Raw genomic sequence first — 24,412 nt, forward strand, 5'->3', positions numbered from 1 at the left:
AAGTCGTAATGCTTAGGAGCCTTCGTTTCAACGAACTGATAGTCTCCTGGACGTAAATCAGAAACAGAAATTTTGCCATCTTTATCAGTAGTTAAATCAGAACGAACGTCGTGCCCGTTCATATCGACGATTTTAAATACTGCATCTTTAAGGACAGAACCGTCAAAGTCATCCACTTTAGAAAGTTCAACAGCGCCTTTCGTTAAGCTATTCGTAGCGGTAACGGAAGCGATTTTTTCTTGTCCTTTTTTAACTGTGAACTTAATAGGTGTTTCGTTTAAGTCATAGTGATTAGGAGCTTTTGTTTCAATAAACTCATAGTCTCCTGGTGGTAATTCATCCACAACTAAACGGCCGTTTTTATCAGTAGTTAAATCAGTACGGACATCGTGTCCATCCTTATTAACAATTTTAAATACCGCACCTTCCAGTGTTGTGTTTTCTTCAACATCGTCAACTTTAATTAACTCCACACTACCTTTCGTTAAGCTGTTCGTAGCTGTAACGAAGACATGTTTTGTTTGACTTCTTTCAATTGTGAACTTAATCGGCTCTTCATTTAAGTCATAATGTTTCGGAGCTTTCGTTTCAATAAATTGATAGTCTCCAGGTTGTAAGTCTTTAGCGCTGATTTTTCCAACTTTATTGGTAACTAAATTCGTACGAATATCGTTACCGTTCAGATCAGTAATTTTAAATACCGCACCTTCTAGCATTTCTTTCTTATCTATAGAGTCAACCTTCGTTAATTCCACGCCACCTTTGGTTAGGCCATTCTTAGCAGTAACAGAAGCGTGAGTTAGTTGACTTCTCTCGATAGTGAAGCTAATAGGTGTTTTATTTAAATCGTAATGCTTAGGAGCTTTCGTTTCAATGAATTGATAGTCTCCTGGGCGTAAGTTCGTAGCAGTAATCTTACCATCTTTATCAGTAGTTAAATCAGTGCGAACAATTTTACCTTTCGCATCGATGATGTTAAACACTGCATCAGAAAGTTTTGTATCTGGATTTATATCATCCACTTTTATTAATTCTACAGCACCCTCAGTTAAGCTATTTGTAGCAGTAACTTGGAGCTTTTCTTTTTGGCTTTTCTTAATTGTAAACTTAATAGGTGTACTATCTAATTTATAGTGTTCAGGAGCTTTCGTTTCAACAAACTGATAGTCCCCAGGACGTAAATCAGAAACAGAAATTTTTCCATGTACATCTGTTGTAAGCTCAGTACGAATGTCGTTACCATTCAGATCAGTAATTTTAAATACCGCATCTTTAAGAGCAGTACCATCTACATCATCCACTTTAGAAAGTTCCACAGCGCCTTTCGTTAAGCTATTTGTAGCTGTAACGGAGATAGGATCAGCTTGGCTCTTTGTAATTGTGAATGGAATTGGCTCTTTGTTTAAATCGTAGTGTTTCGGAGCCGTTGTCTCGATGAATTGATAATCACCAGGACGTAGGTCAGAAACGCTAATTTTACCTTGTTGATTCGTAACAAGATTTTTGTGAATTACAGTACCATTCATATCCACAATTTTAAATACTGCGCCTTCAAGAGTAGTGCCATCGACGTCGTCCACTTTAGAAAGTTCCACGCCGCCTTTTGTTAAACTATTTTTCATAGTAACGGTAGCAATATCTTTTTGGCTTTTTTCAATTGTAAATATAATTGGTTTTTTGTCTAAATCATAGTGTTCAGGAGCCGTTATTTCAACGAATTGATACGTACCAGGACGTAAGTTTTCGATAACGATTTTACCTTCACTGTTTGTTTTTAAATCTGTTTTAAGTACTTTGCCATCTTGATCTAGTAAATTAAATACCGCATCGGCAAGTTTTGTTTGAGTGTTTAAATCATCAACTTCAAGTAATTCGATACTACCTTGTTTTAAGCTATTTGTAGCAGTTAAAGAAATAGCTTTCTTCTGTCCTTTTTCAATAGTGAATTTGATTGGTGTTTCATCTAAAACGTAATGCTTAGGAGCTTTCGTTTCGATAAATTGGTAATCACCAGGACGTAGGTCGTTAATTTCGATTATTCCTTGTTCATTTGTAACAAGGTCTTTATGAACTACATCACCGTTCATATTAACAATTTTAAATACTGCATCTTTAAGAACAGTGCCATCAACATCATCTACTTTAGAAAGTTTAACTGCACCCTTTATTAAAGCATTTGTAGCAGTGACATGAAGAGTTTCAGTTTGGCTCTTTTTAATTGTAAATACGATAGGTTTTTTATCTAAATCGTAATGTTCAGGAGCAATTGTTTCAACGAATTGATACGTACCAGGACGTAGGTTTTCAACAACAATTTTACCTTCATCATTTGTTTTTAAGCCTTCTTCAACTAGCTCTCCGTCTGCATCTAATAAATTAAATACGGCGTTAGCAAGTTTTGTATTTATATCAATATCGTCAATCTTTGTTAGTTCAACGCTACCGTTTTTCAAAGCATTTTTGCCTGTAACATTGATCTCTTTCGTTTGACTTCTTTCAATTGTAAATGGAATTGTTGTTTCATCTAATACATAGTGCTCAGGAGCTTTTGTTTCAATGAACTGATAGTCTCCAGGGCGTAAATCAGAAACAGAAATTTTTCCGTTTTTATCTGTAACAAGATTCGTATGAACTTTCTTACCGTTCATATCAACAATTTTAAAGATTGCACCTTCAAGCATCGTACGATCGATGTCATCGATTTTTGTTAATGTTACTGCACCTTTCTTTAAACTATTAGTAGCGGTAACAGTAATATTCTCTTTTTGACTTTTTTCGATAGTGAACGGAATAGGGTCTTTGCTTAAGGTATAGTCTTTTGGAGCTTTTACTTCAACAAATTGATAGTCTCCAGGACGTAAATCAGAAACAGAAATTTTTCCGTTTTTATCAGTCGTTAAACCTTTTCGAATTACTTTTTTAGTATCATGAGCGTCAACAATTATAAATTCTGCACCTTCAAGAGTAGTGCCATCAACATCATCAACTTTTGTTAAAGTGACGCCACCTGTAAGTAAACTATTTTTTACAGTAACAGGGAGAGGAAGATCTTTCTTACTACCTTTTTTAATTGTGAACTTAATAGGTGTTTTGTCTAATTTATAATGTTCAGGGGCTTTTGTTTCGATAAATTGATAATCCCCTGGTGCTAAATCAGGAATAACTAATACTCCGTAATCATCTGTTGTTAAATCTTTCATAATTTCTTTGCCAGTTGCGTCTTGTAATGTGAATACAGCGCCGGCAAGAGCTTTCGCGCTCTCCACGTCATCTTCTTTAATTAATTCGACCTTTCCTCTCGTTAAACTATTTTTGAAAGTAATAGGGATGAGCTTTTGTTGGCTCTTTTCAATCGTAAATTCGATTGGTTCTTCATTTACATCGTAATAAGTAGGAGCCTTCGTCTCGATTAGTTTATAATTACCCGGACGTAAGTCTTGTACTACTAATTTACCGTCTTTATCAGTAGTAAGTTCCGTACGAACATCCTCACCTTTGTCATTAACAATTTTAAATACTGCACCTTCAAGGGTTTCCTTAGCATTTACAGAATCAACTTTTGTTAATTCAATACCGCCTTTTATTAAGCTATTAGTAGCTGTAACGTTAATAGCAGTCGCTTGGCTCTCCTTAATTGTAAATTCAATCGGTGTTTTATTTAAGGTATAATGCTCAGGAGCTTTCATTTCGATAAATTTATAGTTACCTGGACGTAAACCAGTAGCAATAATTTTACCTTCCTGATTCGTAACTAATTCTGTACGGACATCTTCATTTTTGTTATTAACAATTTTGAATACGGCGCCTGTAAGTACAGTGCCATCAGTATCATCGAGTTTTGTTAGTTCAACATCGCCTGGTAGTAGACCATTTTCAGCTGTAATAACAATCGGTGTTTTTTGACCTTTCTCAATTGTAAATTCAATTGGTGTTGATCGCAGTTCATAATGTTCAGGAGCTTTCGTTTCAATAAATTTGTATTTGCCTGGACGTAAGTCAGAAGCTTTAACAGTTCCGTTTGTATCGGTAGTTAATTCTGTACGAACGTCTTCGTTCTTATCATTCACGATTTTGAACATAGCTCCAGCAAGAGGAGTCTTTTTATCAAATTCGTCGACTTTTAATAGCTCAACAGCACCTGTTGTTAAACTGTTTTTTGCAGTAATTGAGATAATGCTTGTTTGACTTTTCTCGATTGTAAACGGAATTGGTTCTTTATTTAAGTCATAGTATTTAGGTGGTGTTGTTTCAATAAATTGATAATCACCAGGATCTAAATCTTTAACGGTCAAAGTTCCATCTTTTTCTGTTTTTAAGTTTGTACGGACATCTTCATTTTTGTCGTTAACAATTTTGAATACGGCACCTTCAAGGGTAGTGTCATCAATATCATCCACTTTTGTTAACGTAACGCCACCTTTAATTAAAGAGTTTTTTGCTGTAATAGAAGCGACTGTAGTTTGGCTTTTTTCTATTTCAAATAGAATAGGCGTTTTGTCTAATTCATAATGCTCAGGAGCTTTTGTTTCGACAAACTGGTATTTACCCGGACGTAAATCTTTTGCTTCTATTTGTCCATGTTCATTTGTTGTTAATTTCTCATATCCAGGAATATTTTTTCCGTTGCGATCCTGAACAGTAAACTCTGCCCCTGCTAAAGTTTTATTATAATTATCCACTTTTGTTAAAAGAGCAGATCCTTTAGTTAAACTATTTGTCGCAGTTTGGTTTACTACTGTTGTTTGATCTTCAGAGATAGTAAACGGAATAAGTTTGCTATCTAATTGATAATGCTCAGGAGCCTTCGTTTCTTGTAAGTAGTAAGTTCCTGGTTTTAGTTTATCTATAATAATTTGTCCGTTATTATTTGTTGTTAATTTTTCATGTTCTGGAATTATTTTTTTGTCTTTATCTAGTAGTGTGAAAACGGCGCCTTGTAGTGTTGCGTTTTTGTTCAGGTCATCAGATTTTGTTAAAACTACTTTCCCGACAAACTTCTTATTTGCAAGTTTATATGTTGTAGTCTCTTGTGTACCAAGTTCAACAATTTTCCCTTGTTTTAAATCCCAGCTAATTACATAGCCTTCAGGAGCTTTTGTTTCTTTTAATAAATATTTATCGCGCTTTAAGTTATTAAACTTAGCGATACCATCTTTGTCTGTTGTTATTTCGCGGATAACGGTTTTTCCTGTACGATCGTATAAAGTAAATTCTGCCCCGGACAATGGTACTTTCTTATTGTCGTTATCTACCTTTATAATTTCAAGGTTTCCGCGCCCTTTAGTAGCAGATCCTCCGCCTGAACCGGAAGACATTCTCACTTCAATCGTTTCAACAGTTTCTGTATTCTTAACTGTTAACTGATTGCCAGCGATTTTTGCTTTATTACTCACTTTTTCTTTATCGTCTGCATTAATAAGTGAGCGATATTCTAAAATATAAGCTCGATCAATTTTCTTCAAGAAAGCAATTTCAAAATGTTGCTTTCCAGTCTTATTGTCTGTTGTGATCGTTAACTTATAGTCTGTTCCTTGTTTTAATTCATTTGCTGTATCTTTTGTTAAATTTCCATATGGATCAACAGTTGTAGGATATAAGTGGAATGAATCTGCCACAAGTACCTGATTGTCTGTTGGATCGTCTGTTACAACTGCGTCTGCAATGGTTGATTGACTTTCGTTAATTGCAATACTCCAATTAATATAGTTGTCGTCTTGCACAGCCTTTTTAGTAACAAAGCTGCCACCTTTATTTACTTGAGTGTCACCTTTAAGGGTGTTTACAATTTTAGAGCCATCTTTTAACTCTGCCTCGTTTTTGTAGGTGCCTTGGATAAGTTCACCATCGAGGCTTGTTTTAAAGATAATATAGTAAGGTGAATTAATTGATTGCTTGAAATGAACCTTTAGGGTGTTTTTATTTTTATCTGTAGGTTCTTCAAGTTCATACTCTTTAGGTGATACGGCATCACCAGGTCTTGCATTATCCGGGCTTCCATTTAAAATCATATCGCGTACTTCAATGGATCCTGGTACTAACTTTTGTTTATCTTGTATTACGTCTATAACATATGGATCTTTAATCTCAACATTATTATAATTAAAACCTATTATCCAAGTGATTTCTTTCGTTTGGGCGTTATAAGAACCGTATTTATATCCATTCGCCTTTGTGAAAGCATCAGGATCAAAGTCTGCTTCAACTTTATTTGATTGTGGATTGGACCCTGCATCTATCCAAGATAGGTTACCTGTATTTTTAAATGAAGTTTTACCACTTTCTAATTTTGTATAGTCAAAGTCTGTCGTATATTTTACGACTAATGTCTTTGTCATATTAGACTGATATGTACCTATAAGGGTAATTTTGAAACCTTTATCTGTTACATCTAAAACATAGTCAGTCTTAGCTTGAAGGGTATAATCTCCGTCTTTAATTTCTAGTTTATTATCTTTTAATTGTAATCCACCATGATCAAAGGTATCCGTAATGATGGCATTGTTTAATGGATAGTTGTTATTATTTACCGCAATTGTCCAGGTTGTTGTTTTGTCTTTATAGTTTGTTTCAGCTTTATTATTAGATTTAATAATATTTTGCTGCTGGAAGCCAGCCTCATTTTCTTTACTTGAGTCATTATCAGCTGTAACTGTATTTTTTACTTTTCCATCTTTTATGATACTATCAGTTGGCTTTGTTTTATAGGTAATTACATAAGCACTATTAATATCCTCATTAAACTGTAAATCGAATCCATTCTTCTTGTTACTTACAGTGTAATTATTAACAGTGTCGCCTGTTACAAGTCTTCCTTTATCATCGTATGAAGCGTTCTTCACAACGATAGAATTTGCATCTAGTTCATGTGTATCGTCAAAAATATCTTTTAAAAGTGCATCTGTTTTTTTGATATTTTTTTGATCACCGTTGTAAGTAATTGTCCATTCAATCGTTTGCGTCTTTGGATCATACTTACTTGTTTTGTTTAAATGTGTACCACGAGAAACCGTTACAGTAGAGCTTGCATTTTGTTGCTTTTGATTATCACTCGTTATCGTAACGTTATTTTGGAAGCTTTTTACGTTTTCATCAGTAATTTTTGTTGCATATTCAATTTGATATGCTTTATTGATAGAATCTTTAAAAGCAATCTCCAATTTTGAGCCCTCTGATGAACTAACTTTGTAATCTGCTGAATCAGCCTCTTTACCACGTGTTACGTTCCCATTAACATCAACTTCTAAATAATAAACTTTAATAGAATCTTTATTTAAGCTTGTGCCTGGTGGAATGTTATCTTTAAAAACAGCGTTTTTAAGAGTGTCTTTCGTTTTGTTCATCTCTACTGTCCAATTAATTTCATTTGTATTAATTGGTCTATCAGGTAACCCTTTTTTATTCGTAGTTGTTTGTACATTAGGCTTAAAGTCAACTGTAATAGAAACATCTTTATCTTTAATTGGGAAAGGAATTTCTTGTGTTGTTGTACCTTTAATTTCAGCTTTATTAAATTCTGTCTTTAATTGTAGGTTACCACCAACATCTGGATGTTCTTCAACATAATCGTTAAATGTCATAGTGACTTTTCCATCTTTTGTAACAGTGAAATTACCAATTGGATTGTTTTCACTATCGTATAAAGGACTGTTAATTGTATTGTAAATCTTAAAATGTTTAGGAAGATCAAAAATATAGTAATCTCCGCTTTTCACATTCATTGATTTTAAAAGTTCCCATGTAAACTCGATATTGGCAGGGGAATCTGTACTTGGACGGTTATCCTCTGTAAATGGTTTTCCGTCTTTGTCCGTCAACTTTACACCCGTTAAAAGGTTTGTTGTTATTTGCTTTGGACCTGAATTTGTATTCTCAGCAGGATCGCTTGCTAGCTTTTGTTCTGGGTTGTCAGTAGCAGGTTTAGTTGCTGGGTTTTGTTCCGGATTGTCAGCAGCAGGTTTAGTTGCTGAATCTTGCTCCGTATTACCAGTAACAGGTTTAGTTGCTGGGTTTTGTTCCAGATTGTCAGTAGCTTTAGTTGCTGGGTTTTGTTCCGGATTGTCAGTAGCAGGTTTAGTTGCTGAATCTTGCTCCGTATTACCAGTAACAGGTTTAGCTACTGGATCTTGCACTTGTTTATTAGTATCCTGTTCGGTGCTATCTTCTTTAGAATCTTCTACTTGAACAGGAACCGATATAGGCTGCACCAGTGTTCCTAAAGGGAAAGCGATTTGAACTGATTTTTCTCCAGTTTTTAAAGTTGGGTTAAACACAGTATCAACTTTGATTTTTCCTTTAGCATCTTTAGAATTTTCTACTTGATCATTAAATATCAGCTTTAATTTATTATCTTTAGCTGTTATAAAATATTGACCAATATTTTTTTGATCTGTTACTAAATCTCCTTGCAAATCTTTAGATACTTTTAATGCAAGTGGTATTTGAATTATCGCTGTATCGTTTGCATGTACAACTTGTTGATCCTTTATTGACCAAGCATATTCTACTTGAATGGTTGATCCTATCTTTATTAAGTTGTTAGGATTTTTTGCTTCGTCAATAATGTGATCCGTTGCATCTTTCATTTCAACAGTGTCAAATAAGGAATCTCCTGTTAAGGTTTCCGCTCTTACTTGATTGTATGGAAAACTAGCAAGTTGCGAAAATAGTACGAATACAATTAAACATACATTGAAAAGTTTTTTCATTTTTCCTCCTCTGAACATTCATTTGTCCATTGGGGACTTATTCCACATGAACAAATGGAATATTAAAAGTATTTGTTATAAGCTATTTATTTTTGGTTATTCCTCCGTTTCTATACGCGTTCTCAGACAAACAGGATTATGTTCAAAGTAATAGTATTTAACGTAAAACAAAATGTATATTTACACAGTTCTGTGGAAATATACACAATTCGACAAAAAATGTCGAAAAAAATACTGATATAAAGAATGATATCAGACCTTTATATGTGAGATAGTTTTCATGTATATCTAGTAAAAAAGAATGGTTATAAAGGTAAGTTTTACGATACATACTAACCAAGGTAGTGTATCCCTTTGTGAAGGCTTATTTTTGCCTTAAAGTTATGTGGAAATAAAAATCTAGATAGGGTTGGTTTTGGTCAGAATGAAGACAATATGTACTTTGAAATTAGTCATTTATTTTGTCTAAAGAGAGTTGTGCGATTAGTGGACCGAAGTTGAAAGATGATAGTTTCTTACATTGTTAGAGAAATATAAGGATTACAGAATATTCGACTAACACGTTACTACGGTCATTTTTGAGACTGTTTAAACAATAAGAAAGAAGGTGTTTTCCTCCTTAGTTACAATATCTTTTTAGTAAAGATAAGCTTAAGTAACCTCCGCTAAAGATTATATACTTAAATGATAAAGAGTTCAACAATAGTTCACATATTTTCCCAAAAATAAAAACGGCTGTTTTATGTGGAATAAATCTACAAAACAGCCGTTTTTGGTATTAGATTTCTGTTAAGATTATCGGCTCGCCGCGTGTTACGACAACTGTATGTTCACATTGTGCAACAAGGCTTTTATCAGGTGTAACGAATGTCCAACCATCATCGCCACGTTCGATAATGTGATCAGCTTTCATAGAAATGAATGGTTCTACAGCGATAACAAGACCGTCTTTTAGAAGCGCATTATCCATTGGGTCAAAGTAGCTTAAAATGTGGTTTGGTGCTTCGTGTAAGCTAAGACCAATACCGTGACCAGTTAAGTTTTGAATTACATTATATCCATTTTTATGTGCAAAGTTTGAAACAGCACGACCAATTTGGTTTTGTTTGGAACCAGCTTTCACCTTTTTCATCGCTGCCCAAAATGCATCAACCGCTGCTTGGCAAAGCTTTTCTTTTGCTTCATCTTCTCCAAGTACAAATGAAATACCTGTATCTGCATAATAGCCATCAAGTGCAGCAGATACGTCGACATTTACTAAGTCGCCTTCTTTTAATACGCGATCTCCTGGAATACCGTGAGCAACTTCTTCGTTTACACTGATGCAAGTTACACCTGGGAAATCATATTCTTTTTCAGGTGCAGAAATAGCACCATGCTCATCTAATACTTTTTTACCGATCAAATCAAGCTCTTTCGTTGTCATACCTGGCTTCGCTTCTTTTTTCATTTCTTCACGTGCAAGTGCAACGATGCGGCCGATTTTTCGTAAGCCTTCTAAATCTTGTTCATTACGAATAATCATGAAAACCACTGTCCTTCCTCGAATGTATATCTTATCCGATTGTATCATGTTTATTTTCGTCCTGCTACTCGCTTGCGGTATGTGGGCTGATTCCTCTCATAAGGAATACATGACAATTGTCATATCGATGTCATGACGCATCATACTGTTTCCTAAGTTTTCCAACACGTACAATGTAAATATAAGAAACAGCGGGGGTGGAGAGATGGAAAAGATTATAGAAGTAAATGGTGTTTCTAAAACATTTAAATATAAAAAGGCAGTAAATAACGTCTCATTTTGTGTGAATAAAGGAGAAATTGTAGCACTACTTGGACCGAATGGTGCAGGGAAAACGACGACGATGTCGATGATGCTTGGATTAAAGGATCCGACGGAAGGAACTGTTTCTATATTTGGAAGGAGTCCCAAGCATAGAGATGTTCGTAATAGCCTCGGTGCGATGCTACAAGAAGTAAGTGTCATTGATAGCATTACAGTAGAAGAGGCAATTGAGTTATTACGTAGTTATTATACGAATCCGGTAGCGAAAGAAACGTTACTACAGTTATCAAATTTAGAATCGGAGCGAAAGCAAAGATGTGAGAAATTATCAGGTGGGCAAAAAAGAAGGTTAAACTTTGCACTCGCACTTGCAGGAAATCCTGATTTGCTATTTTTAGATGAGCCGACAGTTGGAATGGATATTACGTCTCGAAGAACGTTTTGGGAAACAATTCGAAAGTTAGCAAGTGAAGGGAAAACAATTATTTTAACAACGCACTATTTAGAAGAAGCGGATGCATTGGCGAATCGCATTTTATTATTTGCGAATGGAAAGATTATCGCAGATGGTACACCAGATGAGATGAAGGCGACGATTTCGCGAAAAACAATCAAGTTTTATTCGAAGGAAAGTATTCCTGCAAAATTACTAAAAGAATTACCAAACGTAACCGAAGTACAGTCAAACGAAGGGCACTTCACTTTAACAACTGGAGATACAGATGCAACTTTAAAAGCGATTTATCAAAAGAACTTACCTGTAACAGATGTTTCAGTTGAACGTGGAAGTCTTGATGAAGCATTTGAACAGTTTATCGCAAATCAGGAGGAGGGAATCGCATGAGAGCTTTATGGATGCAATGCAAAATAGAAATTTTACGTACGTTTCGTAATAAATTGTTTATCTTTTTCTCATTACTAATGCCAGTTATGTTTTACTACATTTTCACAAATGTTATTCAAGTGCCACAAAACGGAGATGCTTGGAAAGCGCATTATTTAATCTCAATGGCGACTTTTAGTATTGTAGGGACGGCACTTTTTAGTTTCGGTGTAAGGATTTCTCAGGAAAAGGGGCAAGGGTGGACACATTTGTTAAAAATTACACCACTTCCAGAGGGGGCATATATAACAGCCAAAATCATTGCTCAAACTGTAGTGAATGCTTTTTCAATCTTAGTTATCTTTATCGCAGGAATATTAATTAATCATGTCGAGTTAACAGTAGGGCAATGGATTGGCGCTGGATTATGGTTGTTGTTAGGTGTAACACCATTTTTAGCGTTAGGAACAGTAATAGGTTCTATTAAAAAGGCAGATGCAGCAGCGGGTTTAGCGAATATTTTAAATATGAGTCTAGCTGTAATTGGTGGCCTATGGATGCCGATTGAAGTATTCCCAAAAATATTAAGAACGATTGGTGAATGGACACCAACATATCACTTCGGAAGCGGTGCATGGGATATTGTAGCTGGAAAATCAGTTGGTTGGGAAAATATCGCGGTACTAGGAGGTTATTTCCTTATATTTGTTGTAATATCAATATATATAAGAAAAAGACAGGAAGCGGTATAAATGATAGAGAAGAAGAGGATTGAGATTTTTCCGAAACAGATGGGTTTCTTCCCGTATATGTGGCTTGTGTATCTGTTATTTCCAATTTACCATCTAGCACAAGCATCGGGATGGAAGCTTGTAATGGGGAGTGGTATGTTGATACTTTTTGTTATCACATACCGTCAACTTTATTTTGTTAATAAGACTTTCGTTTTATGGGCATGTATGCAAATGATACTCACACTGCTATTTGCTTTTTATTATAATGCCTTCATGATATTCTTTGGTTTTTTCACAGCAAGTGCGATAGGGTTTGCGCCAAATAAGAAAGAGTTTCGAGTGTTGTTAAGTTTGTTAGCTGTAATGCTTGGAATTTTTATATTTGTAAATATGAATCAAATATCAACTACAAGTTTAGTGAATATTGTTCCGATGTTTATTTTAATGCTTATTACGCCATTTGGTATGCGCAACTTTAATCAAAAAAAGATGTTAAGAAATCAATTAAACGAAGCGAATGAGCAAATTAAAGACTTAGTAAAACGTGAAGAGCGGCAGCGGATCGCAAGAGATCTTCATGATACGTTAGGACATACGTTATCACTCATTACTTTAAAAAGTCAGCTCGTGGAGAAGTTAATTGTTAAAAATCCGGAGCGTGCAAGTGCGGAAGCGAAGGAAATTACACAAACATCTCGTACCGCTTTAAAGCAGCTAAGGGAATTAATCTCTGATATGCGTATGATTACAGTGGAAGAAGAGCTTGAGCAAATAAAAGCAATCTTACAAGCTGCTACTATTGAATTAGAAATAAAACAAGAAACGAGTGCAAGTTCGTTATCACCAATTGAACAAAATATTTTAGGAATGTGTTTACGTGAGGCTGTGACGAATGTTGTAAAGCATAGTAAAGCGACGCGTTGCACAGTTTCTGTACTAGAATCACAAGGTGAATTAATTTTGACAGTAGAAGATAATGGAGTTGGTTTAGCAGATCAAAACCATGATGGAAATGGCATTCGTGGTATGAAAGAGCGCATCGCTCTTATTGACGGGTTTGTTGAACTGGGCACAATCAATCCAGGGACACTATTAATAGTAAAAGTACCAGTTGTCATTAGAACAGGAAAAGATGAGGTGAGGGCATGATTCGAATTATTATTGCAGAAGATCAGCGGATGCTTCGTGGTGCATTAGGGGCCCTACTTGATCTAGAAGATGATATTGAAGTAATTGGGCAAGCTGCCAATGGGGAAGAGGCGTTAAAACTAATTGAATCGCTACAACCTGATGTAAGCATTATGGATATTGAAATGCCAATTCAAAGCGGATTAGATGTTGCGGAAACGTTACAGAAAGAAAAATCAGCATGCAAAGTAATGATTTTAACAACATTTGCGCGCCCTGGATATTTTGAACGAGCAATGAAAGCTGGCGTGCACGGATATTTATTAAAAGATAGCCCAAGTGAAGATTTAGCTGCAGCGATTCGTAATGTAATGAAAGGAAAGCGAGAGATTTCTCAAGATTTGATGTTCGGCTTATGGCAGGAGCAAAATCCGTTATCAGATCGTGAAAAAGAAGTATTGCTACTTGCGAAAGAAGGAAAGACGGCAAATGAAATTGCGAAGGCGCTCTATCTTTCGCCTGGTACAGTACGTAATTATATTTCTGAAGTATTAACGAAGCTTGATGCGAAAAATAGAATTGAGGCAATTACAATTGCGGAAGAAAAGGGATGGATATGAAAAGAAGTTTACCTATGAGTGGTAAGCTTCTTTTTTCTTATAAACAAGTATTTCAATAGAGAGTTTTGTCACAGTCGCATCGCTCAGAATTTGAAGTATATCGTGTAATTTAGATTTTACTTCATTTTTCGACAAAAAATTTGTTATAGTAAGATTAGGTTGTTGATTTAAGTTTTGGATAACTTTACCACTAACAGTTGTGATTACTCCATTTTTATCTACTTTTACAATAAGATCTTGGCCATATACTTTATAGTGTTTATATGTTTGTGCAAGGCGAGCTTCGGTTTGATTTTCTTTTGTTGCTTTATTTGTAGGTTGGGAATCTACATTCATTTCAGTTGTCATTCACTTTTGTTGAGCTTTCGCCTCATTTATCTCACCTTTTAAATACTTTTTCAGCATATTTTTTCGTATCATTTTGAGGTTGTGTAATTTTTTAAGCGTTAAATTAGGCTAAGTAATTTCAAATTTTACTTTATTTCTGTCTAATTCTTGGGTGTGAATAACTTCTGCTACTGCTAATAAAGGAAAAAAAACCGAATGTAACGAAGGCACGGGCGAATTTTCTATAATTTATCTATAAAACCACTAATCTATTATTGTATGTGAGACGAATTGTATGAAGAATTTGCCGAATTTTATATATATTATGCATTATTTCATGTCAAAAATTGTCGAATTCACATTATTGTAGTGGTATGACAACTTAACAAATTATATTGTTATAATGGATGGTGAGTAAGTATGCACGCAGAAAAATTAGGAAGTGAAATTAAGAAAATTAGGGTAATGAGGGGATTAACACAAAAACAGTTATCCGAGAACATATGTCATCAATCGGAAGTGAGCCGAATTGAATCAGGCGCGGTATACCCAAGTATGGATATATTGCAAGGTATTGCAGCAAAATTACAAGTTCCCATTATTCATTTTTATGAGGTACTCATTTATTCTGATATTGAGAGGAATAAGCAGTTAAAAGATCAAATTATTATGCTTTGTAAGCAAAAGAAATATAAAGAAATTTATAATAGGGTATGCAATGAGTTGAAAAAGGAAGAATATCATCCCGAGCTTCAGCAATTTCTTCAATGGCAATATTATGTAGCTGCTTACATATTAAAAAAAATCGATTATGAATATTGTATTTTAGAATTAAAGAAATTGCTCAATCAACAATTGGTAGGAATAGATGTATATCAGAATCTTTATATTGAAAACGCAATTGCAAATATTTATGCTGAAAATGGTTATTTGAAGAAGGGTATTGATTTATTTGAAAATATATTAAAACAATTAGAGACATTGCATGATAATAAAGAATTTGATGTGAAGGTGAGACATAATCATGCAAAAGCATTATTCTCAGATAATCAATACGAAGAAGCGCTTTGCCACGCAAATAAAGCTATTGAACTATCGTGCCAAATTAATAGTATGACATTAATTGGACAGTTATACTTTCGAAAAGGTGAATGCCTAGCAAAGCTAGGGTGTGATAGAGCGGAAATTGAAGATGCTTATGAAAAAGCGTGTTTCTTTTTTGATATATTAGGAAACCATACATTAAAAGAATCACTTATGAAAAAAATGAAGAAATAAAAAAGATCTAAAAAATAAATATGCATAATTGCATAATGTATGGATAAATTTTCATGATATATTTAAATAAAAAAATGCGGGTGATGGAATATGAAGAAACTACTTATTGGTAGTCTATTAACGTTAGCGATGGCATGGGGTATTTCATTAGGAGATACAGCATTAGAGAAAAGTCAAATAATTTCTCACAATAATCAAGAGGTACAATTAGCTGGAGAAGTACCTTATGAATATTAAAAAACAACCGTCTTACTTAGACGGTTGTTTTTTTGTGTAGTAGCATCCAAACGTCTTTACTAGAAACAGGCTTGCTAATAAGGAATCCTTGAATGTGGTCACAGTTTTGTTCATATAAAAACTTCCATTGTTCTTCCGTCTCTACACCTTCTGCAATAACTTCTAAATTTAGTTCTTTAGATAGTGTAATGATGGAGGAGATAATCGCTTCCTCTAAAGGACTATTTGTAATTCCGCAAATAAACTCTCGAGCAATTTTTAATGTGTTGATTGGGTATTTTGTTAAATAAGCTAAAGAACTATAACCAGTTCCAAAGTCATCGATTGAAATTTGAATACCGAGATTTTGAAGCTGTTCTAGTTTGGAAATGACAGATTGATTTTGATTAATTGCGATACTTTCTGTGATTTCGATATCTAGTGCTTCTGATTTTAGTTCGGTTTCTTCTAACACTTTTGAAATAGTAGGGATTAAATCTGCATGGTTAAATTGAACAACAGATAAATTCACACCAACTTTTAAGTGAGAAAACCCTTGATTATGCCATCTTTTTGCCTCTAAGCAAGCCGTACGTAAAATCCAATTTCCAAGTTCAATAATAAATCCGGTTTCCTCCGCTAGAGGAATGAATTGGGCAGGAGACACGATGCCGAGTTTTGGGTGCTTCCAACGAATTAATGCTTCAAAACCGATAATTTGTTTTGTTTTCGTACTTACTTGTGGCTGATATTCAAGGAAAAATTCATTTTGTTGTAATGCTTTTGCAAGTTCGCCTTCTAAGAATTGAATTTCATTTTGGGCGATACTCATTTCTTTTGAGAAGAAAACAAATCTGTTTTTCCCATTTGCTTTCGCGCGATACATAGCCATATCGGCATTTTTCATTAATTCAGTAACATCGGTTCCGTAATCAGGATACATGGCAATACCGATACTCGGTGTAATAGATAGTTCTTCGTCTTTAATGAAGAATGGTTTGTTTAAAATGGTTAAAATTTGTTCAGCTATAAAAGCAGCACTTTTTTCTGAGTACATATCTGGTAATAGAATTGTAAACTCATCTCCGCCTTGGCGAGCAACGATATCCTTCGAACGCAAGCAACTGCGTAACCTTTTTGCTACTTCAATTAATAATAGATCTCCGACGTCGTGACCAAGTCTATCGTTAATTTTTTTGAATCGATCTAAATCAAGGAACATGACGGCAACATCATTTGCGCTAGTTTGAGCTATATTTAAAATGTTCTTTAAATCTTTTTCAAACTTTCGGCGATTTGGTAATCCAGTCAGTGCATCATGAAAGGCTAAATGTTCTACTTGTTTTTGTTTTTCATATAAAGTTGTAATATCACGTGCTATGCCGAACATCCCAACAACTTCTTTGTTTATGAAAGTAGGGATGAGTGTAACGTGAAGGTAATAGTAATAGCCTTCTTTTTCTTTTGTGCGAACTTCTAAAGTTTGTGGTCTACCTTCTTTTGTTATTTGTAAAGCTTTCTTTAGTAGATCATGGTCTTTTGAGTCAATAAAGTGTAGAAGAGAATAGCTTTCTACTTCACAATAGTAGGCAGTAAATAAGCTTTCACAAGCTGTATTAGATTGTTGGAAAATACCATCCATATTTAAAGAGAAAACGGCATCAGGATGATCTTCGAATAATGATTTATAGCGTTGTTCACTCTTTGATAACGCAGATGCACCCTCTTCTACTTTGCCTTCTAGTTGTGTAGTCAACTGTTCATATGTATCGATTAGTGCTTGATTATCTTTCCACATGTAAAGTTGTCGTAGGAATAATAAGATGAGTGATAATACTAGACCGATTAGCATGAACTTATCATCCCAAGGTTGAATAAGAATAAAGGAAAAAGTAATGATTATACTGAAATAGGGTAATATAAAGCGCACATAATCAAATCGATAATACTTTGTTTTCGTTTCATGCTGCATTGGTTTGTCCAAAATGTATAGTATGGAAGATAAACCAATTAATAAAATTGAAGCAGTATGTACTAAATAAGAGACTTCAGAAGAAGTTTTCATCCCCATGTTTAGTTGGAACAGATGTATATACCCGTACACAAGTATGATAGTAAAACCGATAATTAATGAAATTCTGCTAGCAGAATATTGTTCTCGTCTATATAGGCTAATAACGGCGTAAATTACTAATGCTTGTGCAATAAAGTATCCAATTAAAACCCAGTGATCTGTTGTTAACATACGAAAGCTTGAGAGGTCCAAAATAAAAGTTAAGGTAAAATAAATATTCATAATAACAATAAAGATGCTATCGAATGAAAATTGAGCAAGGCCTCTAATAGAGTAATGTTTTATGAATTTGATAGCAAACCCAGAAAAGAGCAAAATATATTGTATGATGAAAAAGGGCAATGCCTTATATGAGAATATGACTTGATCATATATAGAAAGTGAATGAAGGAATAAAGTTATTTCCATAGTTAGTCCGCATATGCAAGTGCAGAGTAATAAAACCCAAAATAATTTATCACTACGCTTCATTTTCTTAATAGCTTTATATAAGCAATAGCAAGAAAAGAGTGCAGCAAAACAAAATAAGAAGAGAATTCCAATTTCTTTTATATTCAAGTCCTTAGGGATAAGAAATATCCAAAGGGAAAATATAATTATATACATCGTGACAAAGTGTACATATTTTTTTTGATTAATCATATTATGGCTCCGTTTCAATAAAGTTGAATCGCAGGTGGAAAATGCTAATTCCAATCATAGCATATACAATAGGTTGTTTTTTACTATAAAAATTACTTTTTTTGAAAAAAATAGCTCAACATTACAATTTACCATTGTAATGTTGAGCTATTTACTCTTTTTATCCCTCTTATAGAGGATAATTCATGTATTAATTGCAGCATTGCTAAATCTTTCTGTTTACTTTCAATCATAATATCGAAATTATGGTTGATTTTTTTTGCAATGTGTAAGAAAGGCTTAATAAACTCTAAATCAATATATTCAGAGTGAGCCCTAAATTCTTTTTTTGATTTAGGGGAGGAAATGTGAACTTTAGGAGGGACATTTGTATGTGACCAAGTTTCAAAAATTGCAGGGAGTAACACTTCTAGCGGTTCCTCGCAAAGGTTTGCCATGTGATGATGATAATCAAATACGAATGGAATCTTTTCTTTTTGGCAAATCGATAAAGTTTCAGCAGTTGTATATGTTTTATCATCATTTTCAAGCGTCATTTGCTCTTTTATATGTGCAGGAAGTTTTTTTATGTTTTCATGGAAACGTCCAACTGCTTGTTCTTTATTTCCATAGGCACCACCTACATGGATGTTAATATAAGAAGAATCTGCAATTCCTATTGCATCTAATACTTTATAATGATAGGCCATATCTGTAATAGCGTTAGTTGTAATATGTGGCTTGTCGCTTGTAAATAGCGTAAATTGATTTGGATGAAAACTTACTCGTAAATTGTGTTCTTTAATTAATGCCCCAATTTTACGCCAAAACGGTGTAAATGCACCGATATAATCAAACTCGACTTCGGGATGCGTTGCAAGTGGGACGATGGAAGAAGATAAGCGATATAATGGAATTTCATGCGCTATATTGTAATGAAGAATACGTATTGTATGCTCGAGATTTTGCCGTGTAACATCGTATAATTTATCTTCTCGTTCTTGTTTATTAAGCTTTTGAAAGCTTGTAAATGTCATCGTTTTAGCCGGAGAACAGTCCCAGAGTGCCATTGCATGTGAGACATATCCGAAACGCATAATCATAATGAATACATCTCCTTTATCCATTATCTTTCCTATAGAAAGAAAGCAAGTATCGTTCCTACCCATTCTTTTCCCCTATCAATAAGAGAATGCGGGCTAACATCTTTAAAGGAAAGTAATGACGCATTTTCTAGATCTTCATGGAATTTGTTTTTTACTGTTTGTATAAAATGTTTATCATATAAAAGGCAGTTGATTTCATGGTTAATATATAAACTTCTCATATCAAAGTTTGCAGTTCCAATATCACAAATATAATCATCGACTATAATAACTTTAGCGTGAAAAAAACCTTGTTGAAATGCGTAAATATTACACCCAGCTTGTATTAACTTTCGGCAATATGGGAATTTTGCTTCGCGAACAAGGGCGTGATCTGCTTTTTCTGGAACGAGAACCGTGATTTGGACCCCACGTTTTCGCGCTTTTAATAATGCATTCATAATTTTCTTCCCAGGAATGAAATATGGTGTACCGATAAAGAGTTCTTTTTCCGCACTTTCGATTAAATGTAAAAATGTATTTTGCAAATAGGCACCATCAGTAGGGATAAAACGATGTAGAATGATTCCTGGTTGTTGCTTAGGAAAATAAAGAGGTGAATCTAATAAATTTTGGTTCGTATCGTCGAGCCAATCATGTAAAAATTGCTTTTGTAAATCTTGTATTCCTTCTCCTGTAAGGCGTAAATGATAATCGCGCCATAATCCTAATTTTTGATTATGCCCTAAATATTCTTCTCCAATATTAAACCCACCAATATAACCAATTTTCCCGTCAATAACTGTAATTTTTCTATGGTTTCTTTGATTTGCAGAAAAGAGCGGAAAAGGAAATTTCACTTTATGACAAAATGAAAAAGAGACGCCGTGTTTTTGTAGGGAACGGATTGCCTCGTTTGATAAATAATGGCTTCCCAATCGATCGAGTAAAAGTCTTACTTCAATTCCTTCCTGTGCCTTATCGATAAGTAACTTTAAAAATTCACGACTGATTTTATCGTTTTTTACAATGAAGAATAAAACGTGCACATGGTGCCTTGCTTGTTGTATATCAGTAAATAAAGCATCATATAAATCTTGCCCGTATGTATAAAGGTGAAAATTACTTTGACGTAAAGGGAAAGTACGAGAGCGCACACGCTTTAAATGAAGAATTCTCCCATATAAAAGGTCAATTGTGATCCAAAGAGTAACGCATATTAACAAGAGAGATAAGAAGAACATAAGTGAATTCCCTCCTTTGCATTCTTTTCGCCTTCATTTTACTGGCTGCCCGGAAAATCCCGATTGGCTTCACCTTATCCTATATTAAGGGGCGGTAAGCCTCCTACTTAAAAATTAGGCTTACTTAAAGGAATCAGGCGAGAGGAAACAACCCCCTACGGATTAAAGTTTCACTTTATAGTTTCACCGAAATAAACAGCTTTATTAAAAAATATGTTGTTGTATAACAAAAAACTGTTGACTGAATGCTCACTCATTATATAATGAAGACAGGGGATGAAATTCAGAAAATTATATGTTTTTGAAGATTCTAAAAAAGAAAGAGAGCTTACAAAGAGAGGGGTAGCATAAAAATGAATAGCTTACTGATCATTAATTGGCTGGCTGCCATTGCTGTTATTGCTTATGCGGGATATTTGTTTGTGTATCTTATACGGACGAGGATGGCCTACATACAGTTAGGAAAAAAGATTGAATTTGACCGTCGTTTTAAAGAGCGTTGGGATCTCCTTAAGGTCAATGTTTTCGGTCAGAAAAAGCTGCTGAAAGATAAGAAGAGCGGCATTATTCACGTTATGTTCTTTTACGGATTTATTCTTGTCCAATTTGGAGCAATTGACTTCGTTTGGAAAGGACTCGCACCAGGATCACATCTTCCACTTGGACCACTATACCCTGCATTTACATTCTTCCAGGAAATTGTCACACTTGTTATTTTAATTGCAGTCTTTTGGGCTTTTCATAGACGTTATGTTGAGAAGCTAGTTCGTTTAAAACGTAATTTCAAATCAGGCCTTGTTCTTATCTTTATTGGTGGCTTAATGATTTCTGTGCTACTCGGTAATGGGATGGGAATTATATGGCACGGCGAGGAGCTTTCATGGAGTGAACCGATCGCTTCTGCAATCGCTTACGTTTTCTCGGGAATAAATGAAACCGCAGCCATTTCTGTGTTCTATTTCTCTTGGTGGGTGCATCTACTAATTTTGTTAACGTTTTTAGTGTATGTTCCACAATCAAAACACGCGCATTTAATTGCGGGACCAGTTAACGTTTTCTTCGGACGTCTTTCAAATCCAGGGAAACTTGAAAAGATTGACTTTGAAGATGAAACGCAAGAAACATTTGGTGTTGGTAAAATCGAAGACTTTAGACAAAATCAGCTTATTGATTTATACGCTTGCGTAGAGTGTGGTCGCTGTACAAATATGTGCCCGGCAACAGGGACAGGGAAAATGTTATCGCCGATGGATTTAATTTTAAAACTTCGCGATCATTTAACTGATAAAGGAGCAGCAGTGACATCAAAAGCACCGTGGGTTCCAGTAGTTGCTTTTAATAATACACAAGGAAATCAGTTAGCGATGATGGCAGCTGGGAAAGGGCAACAAGAATCAGCAGCTACAACGCTTGCTTACGATCCGAGTTTAATCGGAGATGTTATTACAGAGGAAGAGATTTGGGCTTGTACAACGTGCCGTAACTGTGAAGATCAGTGTCCGGTTATGAATGAGCATGTTGACAAAATTATTGATTTACGCCGCTATCTCGTTCTAACAGAAGGAAAGATGGACGCGGAAGCGCAGCGTGCGATGACAAATATCGAGCGTCAAGGGAATCCGTGGGGACTGAATCGTAAAGAGCGTGAAACTTGGCGCCAAGGTGATGATGAAGTAACGGTTCCAACTGTAAAAGAAAAATCGAAAGCTGGCGAGGAGTTCGAATATTTATTCTGGGTTGGTTCAATGGGATCATATGATAATCGTAGTCAGAAGATTGCGATATCATTTGCGAAGTTAATGAACGAAGCAGGCATTTCATTCGCGATACTTGGTAATAAAGAAAAGAATTCTGGAGATACACCGCGACGTCTTGGAAATGAATTTGTCTTCCAAGAGATGGCGACAAAGAATATCGAGGAATTTGAAAAAGCAGGAGTGAAGAAAATCGTTACGATTGATCCTCACGCTTATAACACATTTAAAAATGAGTATCCAGACTTTGGCTTGCAAGCAGAAGTCTATCATCATACAGAATTGTTAGCTCAGTGGGTGAAAGAAGGACGCTTAAAACCTGTTCACGCTATTGAGGAAACAGTTACGTACCATGATTCCTGTTACTTGGGAAGATACAACGAAGTATACGAAGCGCCACGCGATATTTTGAAAGCAATTCCTGGTGTGAATCTTGTAGAAATAGCACGTAACCGTGAAACCGGAATGTGTTGTGGCGCAGGTGGTGGCTTAATGTGGATGGAAGAGACAGCAGGTTCACGTATTAACGTTGCTCGTACAGAACAAGCACTAGCTGTGCAACCATCCATTATCGGTACAGGTTGTCCATATTGCTTAACGATGATTAGCGATGGGACGAAAGCGAAAGAAGTAGAAGAGAAGGTTCAAACTCTTGATGTAACAGAGATTTTAGAACGCTCTGTTATCGGACAGAAGAAAGAAGCGATGTAATCTGCAAGCATGAATACAACTTTAGAGAGAGGTGCAATCATTGCACCTCTTCTCAACGTAAGAACACCGAGCGAGCGCTCGGTGCTAAAAAAAGAGATGGGGGAAATAGATATGAGTAAAACAGTTATTTTAAGTGCTGCAAGAACACCGGTTGGGAAATTTGGAGGATCTTTAAAAGACGTGAAGGCGACAGAACTTGGGGGAATTGCAATTAAAGCAGCGCTTGAGAGAGCAAATGTTTCTGCTAGTGATGTTGAGGAAGTTATATTTGGAACAGTTATTCAAGGGGGACAGGGGCAAATTCCATCGCGCCAAGCTGCGAGGGCTGCTGGAATCCCTTGGGAAGTACAGACGGAAACAGTGAATAAAGTTTGTGCATCAGGGCTTCGTGCGGTTACGTTAGCGGATCAAATTATTCGTACTGGCGATCAATCACTAATTGTAGCTGGCGGTATGGAGTCGATGAGTAACAGTCCTTACATTTTACGAGGTGCAAGATGGGGATACAGAATGGGGAACAACGAAATCATCGATTTAAACGTTGCTGACGGCTTGACATGCGCATTTTCAGGTATACACATGGGTGTTTATGGCGGAGAAGTTGCGAAGGAAGATGGAATTTCTCGCGAAGCGCAAGATGAATGGGCATATCGTAGCCATCAGCGTGCGGTTTCAGCGCATAAAGAAGGACGTTTTGAAGAGGAAATCGTGCCAGTAACGATTCCGCAAAGAAAAGGCGATCCTATTGTCGTTGCAAAAGATGAGGCGCCACGCGCGGATACAACGATTGAAAAATTAGCGAAATTAAAACCTGTATTTGATAAGACGTCGGCAGTGACAGCGGGTAATGCTCCTGGACTAAATGATGGCGGTGCTGCGCTCGTATTAATGAGCGAAGACAGAGCGAAGCAAGAAGGAAGAAAGCCATTAGCGACAATTTTGGCACATACAGCAATTGCAGTGGAGTCTAAAGATTTCCCAAGAACGCCAGGTTATGCAATTAACGAATTGTTGAAAAAAACAGGCAAGACAATTGAAGATATCGATTTATTCGAGATTAATGAAGCATTTGCAGCGGTAGCAATTGCAAGTACAGAGATTGCAGGAATTGACCCAGATAAATTGAATGTAAATGGCGGCGCAGTGGCAATGGGACATCCAATTGGAGCAAGTGGAGCGCGTATTATCGTTACACTTATCCACGCACTGAAGCAGCGCGGCGGCGGAATTGGAATTGCTTCTATTTGTAGCGGTGGCGGTCAAGGTGACGCAATTATGATTGAAGTTTGTTAATTTACGTGTA

At 35.5% G+C, this 24,412-nt stretch carries 14 protein-coding genes; 8 read left to right on the forward strand and 6 right to left on the reverse strand.

Annotated features, from left to right (window positions below; genetic code table 11):
- Together JDS99_RS17640 and map are read right to left on the reverse strand one after the other, a co-directional pair.
- The coding region (locus tag JDS99_RS17640; RefSeq protein WP_199695440.1) for a SpaA isopeptide-forming pilin-related protein at positions 1–8,705 on the reverse strand (8,705 nt) is incomplete at its 3' end.
- 778 nt (positions 8,706–9,483) lie between these two features.
- Complete coding sequence (gene map / locus JDS99_RS17645; protein WP_097889515.1) at positions 9,484–10,278, reverse strand: type I methionyl aminopeptidase; 795 nt, start codon at positions 10,276–10,278, stop codon at positions 9,484–9,486.
- 157 nt (positions 10,279–10,435) lie between these two features.
- Here map and JDS99_RS17650 point away from each other — a divergent pair, with 157 nt between their 5' ends.
- The 4 genes from JDS99_RS17650 to JDS99_RS17665 are packed head-to-tail and all read left to right on the forward strand — an operon-like array spanning position 10,436 to position 13,799.
- Positions 10,436–11,338, forward strand: a complete 903-nt coding sequence (locus JDS99_RS17650; RefSeq protein WP_097907575.1) for an ABC transporter ATP-binding protein — start codon at positions 10,436–10,438, stop codon at positions 11,336–11,338.
- Positions 11,335–12,069: an ABC transporter permease gene (locus JDS99_RS17655; protein ID WP_064470371.1), complete on the forward strand. Its 735-nt coding sequence runs from the start codon at positions 11,335–11,337 to the stop codon at positions 12,067–12,069. Before JDS99_RS17650 ends, JDS99_RS17655 begins: the two co-directional genes overlap by 4 nt.
- Entirely contained in the window at positions 12,070–13,200 is a 1,131-nt protein-coding gene (locus JDS99_RS17660; RefSeq protein ID WP_097907574.1) for a sensor histidine kinase, read from the forward strand. It begins immediately after the preceding gene.
- On the forward strand, positions 13,197–13,799 hold the full coding sequence (locus JDS99_RS17665) for a response regulator transcription factor (protein ID WP_000619265.1): 603 nt from the start codon (positions 13,197–13,199) through the stop codon (positions 13,797–13,799). The genes JDS99_RS17660 and JDS99_RS17665 overlap by 4 nt, the downstream gene beginning before the upstream one ends.
- Before the next feature lie 12 nt (positions 13,800–13,811).
- Here the strand turns inward: JDS99_RS17665 and JDS99_RS17670 are convergent, their stop codons facing one another.
- Positions 13,812–14,135 (reverse strand): bacillolysin, encoded by a 324-nt coding sequence (locus JDS99_RS17670; protein ID WP_141542778.1) that lies wholly within the window; start codon positions 14,133–14,135, stop codon positions 13,812–13,814.
- Between the two features lie 411 nt (positions 14,136–14,546).
- On the opposite strand from JDS99_RS17670, the gene JDS99_RS17675 reads away from it, so the two are divergent.
- Positions 14,547–15,404, forward strand: coding sequence for a helix-turn-helix domain-containing protein (locus tag JDS99_RS17675; protein WP_097889519.1), 858 nt, complete (start codon positions 14,547–14,549; stop codon positions 15,402–15,404).
- A 90-nt stretch (positions 15,405–15,494) separates the two neighbouring features.
- Positions 15,495–15,641, forward strand: a complete 147-nt coding sequence (locus JDS99_RS17680) for a quorum-sensing peptide PapR (RefSeq protein WP_097889520.1) — start codon at positions 15,495–15,497, stop codon at positions 15,639–15,641.
- Positions 15,642–15,657: 16 nt separating this feature from the next.
- Here the strand turns inward: JDS99_RS17680 and JDS99_RS17685 are convergent, their stop codons facing one another.
- The 3 genes from JDS99_RS17685 to cls form a co-directional block, all read right to left on the reverse strand.
- A complete protein-coding gene (locus tag JDS99_RS17685; protein WP_088608227.1) occupies positions 15,658–18,336 on the reverse strand; it encodes a DUF4084 domain-containing protein in 2,679 nt (892 codons plus the stop codon).
- Positions 18,337–18,464: 128 nt separating this feature from the next.
- A complete protein-coding gene (uvsE, locus tag JDS99_RS17690; protein ID WP_141542779.1) occupies positions 18,465–19,418 on the reverse strand; it encodes a UV DNA damage repair endonuclease UvsE in 954 nt (317 codons plus the stop codon).
- Positions 19,419–19,450: 32 nt separating this feature from the next.
- On the reverse strand, positions 19,451–20,644 hold the full coding sequence (gene cls, locus JDS99_RS17695; protein WP_098857981.1) for a cardiolipin synthase: 1,194 nt from the start codon (positions 20,642–20,644) through the stop codon (positions 19,451–19,453).
- 353 nt (positions 20,645–20,997) lie between these two features.
- Between cls and JDS99_RS17700 the strand changes: the two genes are divergently transcribed.
- Both JDS99_RS17700 and JDS99_RS17705 read left to right on the forward strand, forming a co-directional pair.
- Positions 20,998–23,109, forward strand: coding sequence for a (Fe-S)-binding protein (locus tag JDS99_RS17700; RefSeq protein WP_199695441.1), 2,112 nt, complete (start codon positions 20,998–21,000; stop codon positions 23,107–23,109).
- A 9-nt stretch (positions 23,110–23,118) separates the two neighbouring features.
- Complete coding sequence (locus JDS99_RS17705; protein ID WP_098857983.1) at positions 23,119–24,402, forward strand: acetyl-CoA C-acetyltransferase; 1,284 nt, start codon at positions 23,119–23,121, stop codon at positions 24,400–24,402.
- Positions 24,403–24,412: the final 10 nt, after the last annotated feature.

It is taken from the genome of Bacillus cereus group sp. N6, assembly GCF_016483705.1.
Lineage (GTDB): Bacteria > Bacillota > Bacilli > Bacillales > Bacillaceae_G > Bacillus_A > Bacillus_A wiedmannii.